A 14610-nucleotide genomic window follows, 5' to 3' on the forward strand; every position below is an offset into this window, starting at 1 on the left:
GTCAACAGTCAACAGTCAACAGTCAACAGTCAACAGTCAACAGTCAACAGTCAACTAATCATTGCGAGTCAAACCCTGAAGGCTAACTTGCAAAACCGACAAACCCAAAATCAGCAAAAACAACACCAGGGCGATCGTACAAGCATAACCAATTTCCAAATCCTTAAAAGCGCGTTCGTAAAGATAATAAACAACAGTCTTAGAACTATTGCGAGGCCCGCCCTGAGTCATAATATAAACTTCTTCAAAAACCTTAGTAGCAGAAATCGCCGAAATCACCGCCACCAAAACCAAATAAGGCTTCATCAGCGGCACAGTAATATCCCAGTGTTTCCGCAAACCTTCCGAACCATCAATCGCAGCCGCCTCATAAAGTTCTGCCGGAATAGATTGCAGCCCAGCTAAATAAATTACCATGTAATAACCCAACCCTTTCCAGATAGTAACAGCCATCACACTAAAGATTGCCACCTTCGGATTAGCCAGCCAAGAAACCGGAGGTAAACCGAACAATTCTCCGAACTGATTCAGCAATCCAGTCTCAGCAAACAACCACTTCCAAGCAATCCCGGCGACAACCATCGAAATCACCGCCGGCGTGTAGTAGGCGGCGCGGAACCAGTTCATCCCCCGCAGCTTTTGATTGCACAAAATTGCCATTCCCAACGGTAGAACAACCAATACAGGCACAACACAGATTAGATAAAGCAGCGTATTGCTCATAGTTTGCCAAAAAGTGCGATCGCCCGACAACCGCTCAAAATTCTTCAAACCCACCCACTGCGGCGCTTGCGTCAAGTCATATTCGTAACTCGTAAAACTCAAATAAAAAGCTTGTAAAGCCGGCCACAAAACAGTCAAACTCAAAACAAACAAAGCCGGAAATAAAAATAAATAAGGTGTCGAATAGCGGCGGAAAAAATTCAAATACATAATAATTGGTAATTAGTCTTGGTTAATAATAAGACGGCGGTTGAAACCGCGTCTACACAAACGATGTCCGCCGACGCGGACGGTCGAAAACAACATAATTCCATTCGCCGTCCGATCTGTTTCTTCAACCGGCGTCCGGCTTGTTTTGTCTGTGTAGACGCGAATTCCATTCGCCGTCTTTCATTCGCCGTCTTCCATTCGCCGTCTCAATCGGTGCGCATTACACCCTACAAACAATACCTATTTAACCCCAGAAAACAAACCCTCCCAATCTCCCCCAGAAGCAGAATTTTCCCCCTCTTTCACCTCAAAAGTAACCTTACAAGCCTGCGGTTGTGACAAAGCTTGCACGCACAATTCCGCAATATCTTCGCGACTAACTTTACCCCGAATATTATCTCCTTGCTCGAAGATCAAAGCTTTGCCGCCCGGTTCTTCAGTCAAAGCACAAGGTCTGACAACAGTATAAGGTATGCCGCTCGATCGCACGCAATCCTCCCCTTTCAACTTCCAAGTCAAAATTCCCCCCAGCATATCATTCATTCTGACAGCCGGCGGTTCATCTTCCAAGATAAGTCCCGGGCGGCCCGGGCGAGTAACTCCCGCCGAACTCACCATCACAAATCGCGGCAAAGTCTGGCCGCCATCAGCCTTAATAGATTCTAATTCCAGTTGAAAAACACCCGGTGTAAATTTCGGATTCAGCGCGCCGTCATATTCAAACTTGCTCAGCATTAATTGAAAAGAATAAATACTGGTTGGGTCGAATTTCGCGCCCTCCTTAACCGTCTTGGCGCGGAATACTGGAATCAACTTATCGAAGGGAACTGCGATCGTAATCCAGGTATTGTACACAGTATCGAACGAATAGCAATAGCCAATGCCATCCCATTTAGCCTCGCTACGCACGATCAATTTGTAGCGCTTACCATCCCCTTTGACTCGCAGCAGGAGACCGCTAAACCCTGCGAGATTGACCGGAGGATCGAAGTTGCGGGTGCGCACCGAAGCAAAGCCGCCGGAGTTGGCGGTGGAAACATTGCCCGTGAATATGGCTGTACTGTCTGTGAGGACGATCGAACTTTCGCTAGTCCCGCCCATCACAACATCATCGAGAGCTCCCCAAGTTTCCTTTAAATCTTGCGTAGGTTTTGTGAAGTCAAAAATAACTTTTTCCCCTGCTTTAATTAGCTGACTGCGAACAGCTTGCACTAAATTATTCAGGCCTTTGTATTCCACAATTTCGGGAACATCCACAACTTCCGGCATATAAAACTTGATGCCTTGATAGTATTTTTCCCTGGTTGGCGTGTCTCCTTCTACAGGTTGAACTTTGGTGCCCGTGCAGCAGATAACTGCTTCCACGCCCTGGGTTACGCGCGGTGTTAGCGTCTCGGCGATAGTGATATCTCCCTCGACTAATTCGACATTTTTACCGAGAATTTCGGTTGCTCTTTTGGTATCTCTGACAAGACAGCGGACTTGATATCCCCGCTGTTGCAGCCGCTTGACAACTCGCTTTCCGACGCCGCCTGTGGCACCTGCTACCAGTATTAGTTTGGGTTTGTCTTTTTTGATGTTGCTGCTGCTTCCGAACAGTTGTTGCAGCCAGCTAATGCTGCCAATGAAGGGAATCACGCCGAAATAAGCCAAGGTTTTGACAAATCTGCCGGCATCCCATTGGGCGGTATTTTTTTCAGTCACAGTCGCTTCCTCAGAATTGGCTTAAATCTACTTATAGCAGTTGACAGTTGACAGTTGACAGTTGACAGTTATGGTATCCGAATCTAACCGTTTATAAAGCAAGGATTTTAGACTCTATTGATGAGCTATTGAAAGTCCTAACCGATGTGGCGGTTGCTATAGCTGCTTTTGTATTTTAATCGAATTTTAGATTTGTGCCTTTGGGCGATGTGCGGACTTTTTTTTACTTCACCGAGTAGCAGGGGTTTGAAGCCCTTACTCAGGTCGGCAGATTATGATAAGAACGGAGTTTAAATCTCCGTTCTTATCACTTCGCACTCATCTGTCAACTGTCAACTGTCAACTGTTTACAGTCGGTTTGAGATGAGTTTGGCTTAACGGAATCTCAATAATCACCTCGGTTCCCTCTCCAGGGGCTGAAATGCAGCTCAATTTGCCGCCGTGTTGTTCCACCACAATTTCGCGGCTAATTGCCAAACCTATCCCCGCACCTTTCCCCACCGGTTTTGTGGTAAAAAACGGCTCAAATATTTTCTGGCGAACTGTTTCAGCTAGGCCCCAAGCGTTGTCCTTGATCCGAACTGCTACGGCTGTTTTTTCCGGACAAATTTCAGTCACGATGCGAATTTGTCCGCTCTTGGCTGGCTCTGCTTCGTAGCCGGATAGCGGCGATAAATTTTTGTTTACAAAGGCATCTTCTAGAGCATCAATTGCATTTGTCAGTACATTCATAAACACTTGGTTGATTTGAACTGCGTAACACTCAACTAAAGGCAGAGAACCATATTCTTTTATCAGATGAATTGTGGGGCGATTCCCTACGGGATAGCTTTGCTTCACGGGCTTTGGTTTGAGTCGGTTGCTCAAAATCAGCAAAGCGCTGTCCAATCCGTCGTGAATGTCAACTGGTTTAATCTCTGCTTCGTCAATTCTAGAAAAGTTTCGCAGCGACTGAACAATCTCGCGAATGCGGTTAGCTCCTACTTTCATAGAACCCAACAACTTCGGCAAGTCTTCAACTATAAACTCTACTTCGGCTGCTTCTATTTCAGCTTGAATTTCCGGCGAAGGCGATGGGTAATGTTCCTCGTAAAGCTGCAATAAATTGATAAGTTTTTGACTGTATTCGTTAGCATAGCTAAGATTTCCGTAGATGAAGTTAATCGGGTTAGTCACTTCATAAGCTACCGCCGCTACCAACTGTCCTAAACTCGACATTCTTTCGCTCTGCACCAATTGAGTTTGCGCCCGCTGCAAATCCAACATCGCTGTTTTTAAATTTGCACTTTTTTCACGTTCTCTGGCGACTGATGCTTCTAGTGCTCTATTTAATTTTTCGAGTTTGTCTGCTTGGCGCAGCACGATATTGATCATGGCTTTTTTCAGTTGCAATGCAGCGTCTATTTCGCATTGTTTCCAGGGCAAAGATTTGCACCTCACATTTTCTTTCCACAGCTCGAACGATTTCCTAGGAGATAGTCTCTCGCTGCTATCTGCATTTATTTCAACTGGTTTGTTGGGGTTTCCTGCCCAGTTTACGGTCTTAATAACTTCCGGACGAAACCACAAAACATATATTTGTTGATTCGGAGATATTGCTATGGCTAAACACCCGCTAGCCGTGTCTTTGAATTCCTCAGCTTCTGGATAGTATTTGGTCAGCGAGTCTGTATAAAATATTTCTTTGGTTAGGTGTTTTTGCACCCATTTGGTTAAGTATTCGAGCGCTTCTCCCTGAGGTGTTTGCCCGACTCGATAGCAATTGTCTCCAAATATTATTGCTGCTCCCTGGGCGTTGACTGCTTCCAGCAAGTTATCCTGACATTTTCCCAACACTTCTGACAAGTTTTCGGAGGTTGATATATCTTCAAAAATCTTGGTTTGAATTGATTTCAAGTGTAGTTTGTAGTCGTAGTCTTCGTTGCCTTCTTTTGATTGCAGTTCTAAAGACATTACTTGTCCGATAAATTCGCAGGCGGCGCGCACTTCATAGTTTAGGTATTTGGGTGTATAGTTGTGACCAACAATCAATCCCCACAGTTTTTTATCTTTGATTAATGAAATTGATATTGTAGCTGTAACGCCCATATTTTGCAGATATTCTATATGAATGGGAGAGACGCTTCTCAACACGCTGAAACTGAGGTCAATGGGCTGTTTGGTAACAGGATTATTTGCTGGAATCACGGGTACTGGCTGATAATTAATATCTGGTATCAACCTCAACCAATTTAACGAATACAGCTTTCTTGCTTGTTTGGGAATATCTGTGCTGGGGTAGTTTAAACCAAGGAAAGGAGTCAGGTTTTCTGCTTTGTCTTCAGCGATTACAGCGCCGTTGCCTTCGGGATCGAATTGATAGACCATAACTCTATCAAACTCAGAAATTTTTCTGACTTCTTCAACTGTCTGCTGACATAATTCCTTGAGATTTTTAGCGTTTTGAATTTTGCTAAACGTGGCTCTTACTGAATGATAAAAGCTAAATACAGAAAGGTTTTCTTGGGTTGTAGCCAATTCTAACTCGACGATCAAAACTCCTTCTATTCGGTGGAGAATGCAGTCAAACTCTAAATCTTTTCCTGATTTTTGGAGAGATAGTTTGATGGGATTGACCGTTGTTAAGTTTTCATTTTCCAAACACCGATAAAGTTTTTTTAGCTGAGTTCCCTCGAAGAATAAGCTCAAATCTTGACCGATCGCACTTTTGGCATCGAATCCCAACAAATCTTGCGTATTTTCACTGACTTGCAGTATTTCTAGTTGAGGTTCTCGTACTACCAGGAGAACCCCGTGCGGCTGGATGTGCCCGGATATATGAATCGGCTCTCTGTCGCAGTTTGTCAAGTCCACTTCTGCGAGTGCTGGGATTGTAATTTGTCGCTCCATTGTCTCTGCTTTCCGCTGTAAAATTTCGAGAGAGTTATCTATATTTTAGCTTTGAAGTCACATTGGCTTTTCTATCTCATATTGTTCGTTCGCATGGCGGCTCGCTGCCTCGATCGACAGCACTCAGGCATCATCCAAAAAATCAGCGAAGCGAAAATAATAGAGTGGAAAATCAGGCTACCCTTGTATTGCTGCAAGAAAAGGGCGCGAGCATCCTGGATGTGTTGGCGAACTCGACTCTTCTATACGATTTATCCCTAATGTTAATTATGGCAGCAATTGTTACCATTGTTCAAGTAATTTTAATAATTTTCCCCAAAATCAATATTTGTGGTAAGATTTTGAGACGGAGAAACAGGAGGATAAAAATGTGTCTCCAGAGCGGCAGATTGACGAAAATATTAAGTTAAGGTAAGGGTGACAAGATTTAAAAGTCAAGTCGCGTTAAGCTTTTTAAGTATATCCAACAGGCCCGACAATTAGAGTGATGCTCGACTTCAATACAGTTACTGAGTTCTCGCATAGCTACTGCATAGCTATCTGTGCCTTTTTAGTTCCGGCAAACTTGCTGACTACTTTGCAGACAGGGATTTTGACAGGACTAAACCGACCTCGAATGCAAGTTTGGGCGTCTGCCGTTGTGGCCGGCCTTTGGGCTACAGCAATGATCTTTCACGTTTTTACCTGGTTCGCGATCGGCGTAGTAATGCCTCCGACATACATCTTGCTAGCTATGGCGATCGCTTGTTTGGCTATCAATGTGTGGGCCCTGGGGCATCCTTCTAGCATGATGCAATTAATCCGAGTGGCGAGATCGGCTTTGAGACGAGGTTTAGAAGCAGCAAGAAGCAAGAAACAAGTTCGGCAGCGGATTTCCTAACAGATGTCACGGGTGTCACGGATGTCAAGCATACAATTTGAGCGCTCTCTCAAAGACTGCAAGGATCTTGCACGTTTTTACCGGGTTGGCGATCGGGGTAGTAAGGCCTCGGAGATACATCTTGCTAGTTATGGCGGTGCTGGGAATGCTATCAATGTCTGGGCCGTGGGGCATTTTTATAGGATGGTGCAATTAATCCTAGTGGCGAGATCGGCTTTGAGCCGAGGTTGAGAAGCAGCAAGTTCGGCCGAACTTGCAATGTACGGGATGTAACCGATACAATTTTAGCACTCTGGTAAAGCAGGAAGCAGAAACAAATTGGCATCGGGCAGTCTGAAATATGTCAGGGATAGTATTAGTTTTTGCTAAAGTTTTCCCTGGTTCCAAATATTAATTCGGAGTTGTGATTCGATCGCGCTTATTGCGGTTCGCGATCGCGACAATCTTCGGTTTCCGGGCCGCGGGGATGGAGGGCGCAGTTGAGCAGGTAGCCGCCGTCGCTTCTGCCGTAATAGTAGCGGCATCCAATGCAAATTACTGGAGGCGCGATCGCGCTTTGGTAAACCGGATAATCCGCACTCCCCAACAGCGAAAAATCTCGCTGAGTTTGAACAGTCCCGATCGTCGCCCCTGAGAGTTCGACAGCTTGGCGGATGTTTTCGATCCTGCTGTAAGGCGGCAGGTAAATGTCAATATAAACGCGGATGCCATCGCCTTCCTGCTCTTGGCGGGTAATAGTGCCTCCCAAGAGGACAACCCGTGAGGAAATAGCGGAGGAAAATTCCCCCAACGAATTGCAGTAACCCGAGAAAACATGAATGTGTTCGTCGGTAGTGGCTCTGACAGTCACGCGAGTGGGAATCAGCACTCTCAGGTAAGCGTCGAGCTCGTCAAAAACCGGTTCGGCGAGGGACAGCATCTGGTTGGCATCTTCGTGGTTGAGCCCAAAAGCCTTAGAAACCTTGTGTGCGAGCGCTGCTAAAATCTCGAAAACTTCGGTTAACAGCGATTGCAGCCTGCTATCAATGGCGATCGGACATTCTCTGATCAGTTTTAAATAATCCTCCAAACGGTGGGCTATGCGCTGAATGCTGCTAAATCCCAGCATAGCTGCTCCCCCTTTAATCGAGTGCGAGGCTCGGATGAGCTGGTGTATCCTTTGGGGAGCTTGCACGGGGTTTTGCAGGCCCTGCAAGCTTTGTTCGATGATTTGAATCTGTTCTGTGGCTTCTTCTAGAAAGTAGCCGATAATGCGCTGTAGTTGTTCTGGGAGCATACTTTTTTCTCCGAAAGGCACCCTAATTGCAGAATGTAGAAAGCAGAAAGTAAAAATCCTGATATTTTTGAATTTTGAGTCAATATTTAACTGACTGGTGATCTCAAACGGGCGTGGCATAGGTCAGGATACCGCAGTGCGAACCCTTTGGGTTCGACTCGGAATATGATGCAGATGCCACGGAAAACCATCTTATTTCTGCTCGATCTCTATCCTGCCTCATGATAGCGGCGGTGGCAAATATCGAACCAAAGAGGCTTGTTAAACTATAGATCGTGCTAAATATAGAATCAAAAAGGGCGATCGCTTGTTCAAACTCGCAACAGATTGTCAGCGAACTACCCACATTAAAAATTTCCCATACAAAATCTAGGGCAGGCATGGAGCCTACCCTAGAAAGCTGATAGTGCGCGAGGGAGCGCATTAGTATTGCCGATCGGGCGATCGATAGGGCAACAACGGCTATATCGATCGCATTTTCCTATTTAGCGACGGTTGCACCGACTTTGCCGGCGATCGCGCCTAAAGCGTTGCGGTTGGCTTGTAGAAGCGCGTTATTTTTCTGCACCATGCTGCCACTTAATTCTGGGGGAGCAGGCAGTTTAACGCCTAATTTTTCAGCAATCGCACGCACAATTTGTCGATTTCCCAACAATAATTGGTGGTTTTGTGCAGCTAAGTCACCGCCGCCCGCAGGGCCTGCTACGCTGGGTACAGTTGCGCCAACTTTGGTAGCGATACTGGTAAAAATAGCTCTGTTTTGCAAGATTAGCTGTTGGTTAACTTGCAAAGGATTGCTACCAGATGGTGCTGCATCGTTGCTGGCTGCTGCGCCTACTTTTGTAGCAATATTCTTAGCTGTTTGACCATTTTTCACTAGCAAATCGCGATTTTGCTGTATGAGTGTTTGTTCGTTAGCTTGGGCAACAATTGTAATATTTTCAACAGTAGCTGGTTGAACAATTTCCCCAACGCTGCCAAATAATCCAGATGTCAACAAACTTGCACTTAAACCAACAATTAATTTAGACATTTTTTTCGCTTTCGATATGTTTTTGCGTCATCTACTAAAAGAAAGATATCAATACTTTTTTTGGCAGTTTGTCAAAAATATTACATTTTGTGAAGATTTATGCAAAAAATGCAACACTTCATTGCAATTTTTACAATCCGAGACAGAAAGTAGGTTTTTATAGCAGTGGACAGTGGACAGTTGACAGTGGACAGTGGATAGTTGACAAGCGAAGATATTTGCTATCTTTTTTGGCTTTTGACTTGTTTACTAAGATTTTTGGGCTCCGAAAGTGGCGGTGGCCACCCCGAAGAGGAGCACTCCCGCACCTCCAAGTACCGCCTTGGCGGGCATTTCGCCGAACAACAAATAAGCCAAACAACTCGCCCCAACGGGTTCAAACAAGATGGCAAGAGTTACCAGAGTTGGGGAAATCTGCGCTACAGCCCAGTTTAAAATGGTGTGTCCGACTAATTGAGGCAAGGCGGCGGTTAATAAAATGTAAAAATATACAATGTTGGGATAGCCCGCATAACTGGTGCCGAAGGCGAGGGGTAGAGGTAGCAGGACGATCGCAGCAACAGTATAGGCGATCGCGATATAACCGCCAATTCCCAATCCCCGCCGTTGAGCTTCCCGGCCCAGCAACAGATACAAGCTGACAGCCCAGGAACCAGCTAGAGCAAGGAAATCGCCGAATAATTGAGTGTGGCCGGTATTGTCTGCGGCGCCGCTTCCGAGGGCGATCGCCAGGGAGCCAGCAAGGGCTATTGTAATGCCTGCGATCGACATTTTGCTGAGTTTTTCACCAAACCAGAAACGGGATAACAGCGCTACCCAGACGGGATTTGTGGTGACAAGGGCTGTGGAAGCTGCGATCGAAGTATAAGAAAGTGAGGTAATCCAGAGAGCAAAGTGCAGGGCGAGACACAAACCCGCAGCCGCAGCATAGCGCCGAGCTCCCGGTTGTAGGGCATTCCACTGAATTTTGGGCCAAGCCGGAAGCAGAATTAAAGCAGATAAAGTCAGGCGAGAAGCTGCGAGTACCAGGCTGAAACCGAAGCCGCCCGCGCCTGCTTTCAAGTTAGCCAGCCGAATTAAGATTGAGGAAGTTGAGACAGCTAAAACGCCGATAATTAATACAAGGGCGATCGACCAATTCGGCGATTGTTTCGGAAGATTCATTTTGGGGAATTGGGAATTGGGCAAACAGGGAAAATTTACCAAGCAATTTTCACATAATACTGAACACTTTCTGAAGACTTTCTCTTCTCTTTCCTTCTCCTCTCTTCCTTCGTGTCCTAGCGCTTACGCGCCGCTTCGCGTACTGCGTCTTCGCAGTTCGTTAAAAAAAGCCAGATCGCCATTCTTAAAAAATTCCCATATCCAAGAAATATTAATCTAGAGCGCGCCTAAAATTAGATAACCTCTGTTATAGTTTCAATACAGCAACAAACGAAGTCCCGACTTACAAATTATAACTATCCATGGCTCCTACAGTTTTGATTACAGGCGCTTCTCAAGGAAGCGGCAAAGCAACAGCACTGTTATTTGCCAGTAAAGGCTACGATGTCGTGATGGTGGCTCGGGAGCCCGAAAGATTGGCAGCAGCAGCGGCTCAGGTGCAGCGTGAAGGTACTTCGGCTGTGGCGATTGCGGGGGATGTTGGCGACCTTCAACAAGTGCGGGCGATCGTCCAAAAAGCCCTAGATGCCTGTGGAAACATTGATGTTTTGGTGAATAATGCTGGAATTTGTCTCGCAGGGGCGATCGAGCAAACCACCTCTGAAGATTGGCAGCAATTAATGAATACCAATTTTTGGGGCTGCGTTAACACAATTCAAGAACTTTTGCCACATTTTCTGCAACGAAAAACGGGTACAATCGTCAATGTTGGTTCCATTGGCGGCAAAATGCCCTTACCTCAAATGACTGCCTATTGCGCCAGCAAGTATGCAGTAACGGGTTTGACAGAAACTTTGCGACTGGAATTGGCGCCCCAAGGAATTCACGTTTGCGCGGTGCATCCGGGTTTGATTAACAGCGATTTTTTGGAAAGAGCTCAATTTCGCGATCGAGACAATCCCGCAGTCGAATTGCGACGCCAACAAATGAGTGAAATGCTGAAATCTCCCGCAGCAAGCCAGCCGGAAGATATTGCTAAAGCTATCTGGGATGCTGTCAAGAATCAGCGTGCAGAAGTTACTGTCGGGCCTGCCTTTTTGGCATCGGAAGCTTATCGCTTATTCCCCGGTTTAATGCAGTGGGCAATGGAAAACGGCAAGTTATAATTAGTCAGCAGTCAGCAGTCATTAGTCATTATTGATAGGGTGTGGATCAATTGCTTGGATCAAAAAAAAGACAAAAAATTCACCGAGCGACTGACCAGCAACAATATTTGTTGAGCCAACAAACCCAACCTCAAATATTGTACCAAAAATTTTTAGGAAATTGGTATTATTAGTATACGAGCAATTGCATTCATTGCCAGCGCTCAAAAAATCATCTGCGTCAATCTGTGTTTATCTGGCTTACATCTGCGGTTTCTGTATCAAGATCAGACTTATTTAATTCAACTCTAATAAGGTGCGCAGTGCGCACCCTACTACACCTACGAATTAAAGCAAAGAACTAGCATTAATCAAACGACCGGTTAAATCGGCTGGAGTCACATTCAACACAGTTCCTAACAAAGCATTGGTCAAACCGAATCTAATATTAGTCGCTTCCACGCGGCCGTTGCCATCGGGATCGAGACTTTGCTGCGAGATGCCGCCCTTGGCTAAGAAAGTGGTTCCCCCTGTTATGGTTGTAGGAGCGATCAGCAGTAGTCTCGGATCGGTAAAGCTATAACTTACCTGTTCAAAAGTGATATTACTGCTGGTAAATGCCGTACTAATGCCGATCGAATCGCTAGATTTGTCAAAGTCCACAATTACCGCATCAGGAAGTTCAAATCCCGCAGATTTGATGCCCGCTTGATCGACTCTAAAAACAAACACATCGCTGCCCGCACCTCCTTTATAAATATCGACATCTCTGTCGCCAATTAAAGTATCGTTCCCCTCACCGCCGACTAACAAATCAACACCTTGTCCGCCGCGCAGCAAATCATTTCCCACACCGCCATCAAGGAAATCGCTATTTCTATCTCCTGTCAAGAAATCGTTCCCGGCTTCTCCTAAAATATCGTCATCATCTTTGCCACCGTAAATAGAATCATTGCCGGCACCGCCTAAGAGACTGTCTTTACCATCGTTTCCGAAAATCTTTTCTGCATCTGATGAGCCCCTGACAGTATCATTGCCGCCCAGCATCCAAACTCCCCCAGGAAAACTGGCAAGTTGTCCGGGTGTAAGTGTAATATTTTCAGCAGTATTGTCTCCTACCAAACGAGAGATGCCTGAATTATCGGGGGTGAGTACCATAGTTGTAAATTTCGTGCGATGTGATAATGGATATCTGGGAACATTCTACAGTTTAGTACGGTGTACCCGAACAAAGTTACTTTTTTTGCAAAGGGCAGACCCTGCTGGACAGCTTGCTCCATCTTGGCACAAGTTCGATCGCGCGTTAGCGAAGCCCTCGAAGAGGATCGCACATTAAAATAAAAGTTAAAAGTTGAGCCAATGCCAATTATCTTAGTTAAAGACTTAAGCAAAGTTTATCCGGTAGCGATTAAGGAACCGGGACTGAAAGGAACAATGCAGCACTTTTTTAAGCGCACTTACCGCAATATCAAAGCAGTTGAGGGCGTTTCTTTCAGTATTGAACCTGGGGAAGTAGTGGGGTTTCTCGGGGCTAACGGTGCGGGCAAAACTACGACGCTGAAAATGCTGACTGGTTTGATTTACCCGTCGAGTGGTACTGTCAGTGTGTGCGATCGTACTCCTTTTCGCCGCGAAGCAGATTTTCTGCGCAAAATTACCTTAGTTATGGGGCAGAAACAGCAGTTAATTTGGGATTTACCCGTGCTCGACTCTTTGCGAATCAATGCCGCAGTCTACGGCATTCCCGATAAAGATTATCGGCAGCGAATTGGAGAATTAACAGAAATGCTGTCACTAGAAGGCAAGTTAAATCAGGCGGTGCGAAAACTATCTTTGGGCGAACGCATGAAAGCTGAATTGATGGCGGCGCTGCTCCACCAACCAGAGGTATTATTTTTAGATGAACCGACTTTAGGTTTAGATATCAACGCCCAGTTTAATGTCCGGCAATTCCTGCGAGAATATAACGAGCGCTATCAAGCAACGGTGCTGTTGACAAGTCACTATATGGCTGACATTACTGCTTTGTGCAAGCGTGTTTTGTTAATCCATGAAGGGCAATTAGTTTATGATGGCAGTTTGGACGGATTGCTCGATAGGTTTGCACCTTACCGAGAAGTTCAGGTAAAATTAGCCGAACCGCTAGCAAAAGATAGCGCTTTTGCTTACGGCGAGGTAGAATCTATTGAAGGTAATTCAGTCCGATTTTTGGTCAAAAGAGAGGAGCTAACGGCGAGCGTGTCGAAGATTTTAGCCCAGTTGGAAGTAATAGATTTGACTGTCACCGATCCGCCAATTGAAGAGGTAATTGGTCGAGTCTTTCGCACTGGCAAAGTGTAATAAGTGCGAGCGCTTTGGTGAATAAAATTAACCACAATACTTGTAGGGGCAGGTTCACAAACAATCTGTAATTCACATCCAGAATATAGATAAACCAGCCCCCACCCATGGACAGAATTCGATCGCCGGAAATTCAATCTGCACGAGATAAGTATAAATTTACACAATTTGATAAGCTCTATGAAAAAAATCATCAGAATTGCTAAAACCTTGCTACTGACTTACTACGCTTATATGCTCGAATACCGGGCGGAGTTGTTTTTGTGGGCGCTGTCGGGAGCTTTGCCATTTATCTTGATGGGCGTGTGGATGCAAGCATCAGAAAGCGGTCAGTTTGGGCTGAAGGCGATCGACTTTGCGCGTTACTTTTTAGCAGCTTTCATTGTGCGACAAACTAATGTGGTTTGGGTGATTTGGGAGTTTGAAAAAGAAGTCCTGCAAGGAAAGTTATCTAATAGATTGTTGCAGCCTCTAGATCCCGTATGGCATCATTTCGCGTCTCATGTTTCCGAAAGGTTTGCGAGGCTGCCGTTTGTATTCGGATTAGTGCTGCTGTTTTTTGCACTTTACCCGCAGGCTTTTTGGCTGCCGAGTTTGGGCAGGTTGTTACTGTTTTTGTTGGTTATCGTCTTGGCTTTTTGTTTGCGGTTCTTGATCCAGTATACGTTTGCGCTGTTTGCTTTTTGGATAGAGCGCGCAAGTGCGATCGAGCAATTCTGGTTTTTGATTTACCTGTTTTTATCGGGACTTGTCGCGCCGCTAGAAGTGTTTCCTCCAGCAGTGCGCGCAGTGGTTTTGTGGACTCCGTTTCCTTATTTGATTCATTTTCCTGCTTCAATTTTGATCGGATTACCCGTAGATATTGGCCGCGGTTTGTTGGTGATGCTGGGTTGGGGTGTGGTGTTTTTTGTGTGGAATCGCTGGCTGTGGCGGCAGGGTTTAAAACAGTATTCTGGTATGGGAGCTTAGATAGTTGACAGTTGACAGTTGACAGTTGACAGCGAATACGGGACAGTAAACGGTGGACAATTGACAGTTGACAGTTGACACGGAACAGTAGATAGTGAATATTTAGCGAACAATCTCGGGCGCTGTCAACTATCAACTATCAAGTATAAATGACTGATAACTCACCACTCAAAAATAAATCTTTTGCGTTTGCCATCCGAACGGTAAACCTATATAAATACTTGTTTATCAATAAAAAAGAATAGGGTGGATCTCACTTTTGAGGAGGGCGAAGCATGACCGCAGATAAGTTATTAGTTATCATCCCATATTGACTGCGGTCATGCTTCGCCCCTAC

At 45.5% G+C, this 14610-nt stretch carries 12 protein-coding genes; 5 read left to right on the forward strand and 7 right to left on the reverse strand.

Annotation, left to right across the window (positions count from 1 at the left end):
• Positions 1–54 precede the first annotated feature (54 nt).
• The 3 genes from QT974_RS18105 to QT974_RS18115 all read right to left on the reverse strand — a co-directional run bounded on the left by QT974_RS18105 (position 55) and on the right by QT974_RS18115 (position 5526).
• The gene (locus QT974_RS18105; RefSeq protein ID WP_333469824.1) at positions 55–933 is read right to left on the reverse strand and encodes a carbohydrate ABC transporter permease; all 879 of its coding nucleotides are present in this window, start codon (positions 931–933) and stop codon (positions 55–57) included.
• Positions 934–1173: 240 nt separating this feature from the next.
• Positions 1174–2637 (reverse strand): CIA30 family protein, encoded by a 1464-nt coding sequence (locus QT974_RS18110; RefSeq protein WP_333469825.1) that lies wholly within the window; start codon positions 2635–2637, stop codon positions 1174–1176.
• 339 nt (positions 2638–2976) lie between these two features.
• Positions 2977–5526: an ATP-binding protein gene (locus QT974_RS18115; RefSeq protein WP_333469826.1), complete on the reverse strand. Its 2550-nt coding sequence runs from the start codon at positions 5524–5526 to the stop codon at positions 2977–2979.
• A 487-nt stretch (positions 5527–6013) separates the two neighbouring features.
• Between QT974_RS18115 and QT974_RS18120 the strand changes: the two genes are divergently transcribed.
• Positions 6014–6406, forward strand: coding sequence for a hypothetical protein (locus QT974_RS18120; protein WP_333469827.1), 393 nt, complete (start codon positions 6014–6016; stop codon positions 6404–6406).
• A gap of 21 nt (positions 6407–6427) precedes the next feature.
• Entirely contained in the window at positions 6428–6637 is a 210-nt protein-coding gene (locus tag QT974_RS18125; protein WP_333469828.1) for a hypothetical protein, read from the forward strand.
• 187 nt (positions 6638–6824) lie between these two features.
• On the opposite strand, the gene QT974_RS18130 is transcribed toward QT974_RS18125, so the two are convergent.
• The 3 genes from QT974_RS18130 to QT974_RS18140 form a co-directional block, all read right to left on the reverse strand.
• A complete protein-coding gene (locus QT974_RS18130; RefSeq protein WP_333469829.1) occupies positions 6825–7682 on the reverse strand; it encodes an Hpt domain-containing protein in 858 nt (285 codons plus the stop codon).
• Positions 7683–8163: 481 nt separating this feature from the next.
• The gene (locus tag QT974_RS18135; RefSeq protein WP_333469830.1) at positions 8164–8715 is read right to left on the reverse strand and encodes a hypothetical protein; all 552 of its coding nucleotides are present in this window, start codon (positions 8713–8715) and stop codon (positions 8164–8166) included.
• Positions 8716–8964: 249 nt separating this feature from the next.
• Positions 8965–9879 carry a DMT family transporter gene (locus QT974_RS18140; protein WP_333469831.1) on the reverse strand — a complete coding sequence of 305 codons (915 nt, stop codon included), beginning with the start codon at positions 9877–9879 and terminating at the stop codon, positions 8965–8967.
• A gap of 302 nt (positions 9880–10181) precedes the next feature.
• Here QT974_RS18140 and QT974_RS18145 point away from each other — a divergent pair, with 302 nt between their 5' ends.
• On the forward strand, positions 10182–10985 hold the full coding sequence (locus QT974_RS18145; protein ID WP_333469832.1) for an SDR family NAD(P)-dependent oxidoreductase: 804 nt from the start codon (positions 10182–10184) through the stop codon (positions 10983–10985).
• A 327-nt stretch (positions 10986–11312) separates the two neighbouring features.
• Here the strand turns inward: QT974_RS18145 and QT974_RS18150 are convergent, their stop codons facing one another.
• Positions 11313–12122 carry a calcium-binding protein gene (locus tag QT974_RS18150; RefSeq protein ID WP_333469833.1) on the reverse strand — a complete coding sequence of 270 codons (810 nt, stop codon included), beginning with the start codon at positions 12120–12122 and terminating at the stop codon, positions 11313–11315.
• A 201-nt stretch (positions 12123–12323) separates the two neighbouring features.
• Between QT974_RS18150 and QT974_RS18155 the strand changes: the two genes are divergently transcribed.
• The gene (locus QT974_RS18155; protein WP_333469834.1) at positions 12324–13304 is read left to right on the forward strand and encodes an ABC transporter ATP-binding protein; all 981 of its coding nucleotides are present in this window, start codon (positions 12324–12326) and stop codon (positions 13302–13304) included.
• 180 nt (positions 13305–13484) lie between these two features.
• Entirely contained in the window at positions 13485–14273 is a 789-nt protein-coding gene (locus tag QT974_RS18160) for an ABC transporter permease (RefSeq protein ID WP_333469835.1), read from the forward strand.
• Positions 14274–14610: the final 337 nt, after the last annotated feature.

The organism is Microcoleus sp. BM001215392, from assembly GCF_036700185.1.
Classification (GTDB): Bacteria; Cyanobacteriota; Cyanobacteriia; order Cyanobacteriales; family Microcoleaceae; genus Microcoleus.

Coding starts and splice junctions, on each gene's coding strand:
- QT974_RS18150 (WP_333469833.1), bottom strand. CDS start 12,122: ATGGTACTCACCCCCGATAATTCAGGCATCTCTCGTTTGGTAGGAGAC.
- QT974_RS18135 (WP_333469830.1), bottom strand. CDS start 8,715: ATGTCTAAATTAATTGTTGGTTTAAGTGCAAGTTTGTTGACATCTGGA.
- QT974_RS18115 (WP_333469826.1), bottom strand. CDS start 5,526: ATGGAGCGACAAATTACAATCCCAGCACTCGCAGAAGTGGACTTGACA.
- QT974_RS18105 (WP_333469824.1), bottom strand. CDS start 933: ATGTATTTGAATTTTTTCCGCCGCTATTCGACACCTTATTTATTTTTA.
- QT974_RS18130 (WP_333469829.1), bottom strand. CDS start 7,682: ATGCTCCCAGAACAACTACAGCGCATTATCGGCTACTTTCTAGAAGAA.
- QT974_RS18160 (WP_333469835.1), top strand. CDS start 13,485: ATGAAAAAAATCATCAGAATTGCTAAAACCTTGCTACTGACTTACTAC.
- QT974_RS18125 (WP_333469828.1), top strand. CDS start 6,428: ATGTCAAGCATACAATTTGAGCGCTCTCTCAAAGACTGCAAGGATCTT.
- QT974_RS18120 (WP_333469827.1), top strand. CDS start 6,014: ATGCTCGACTTCAATACAGTTACTGAGTTCTCGCATAGCTACTGCATA.
- QT974_RS18145 (WP_333469832.1), top strand. CDS start 10,182: ATGGCTCCTACAGTTTTGATTACAGGCGCTTCTCAAGGAAGCGGCAAA.
- QT974_RS18155 (WP_333469834.1), top strand. CDS start 12,324: ATGCCAATTATCTTAGTTAAAGACTTAAGCAAAGTTTATCCGGTAGCG.
- QT974_RS18140 (WP_333469831.1), bottom strand. CDS start 9,879: ATGAATCTTCCGAAACAATCGCCGAATTGGTCGATCGCCCTTGTATTA.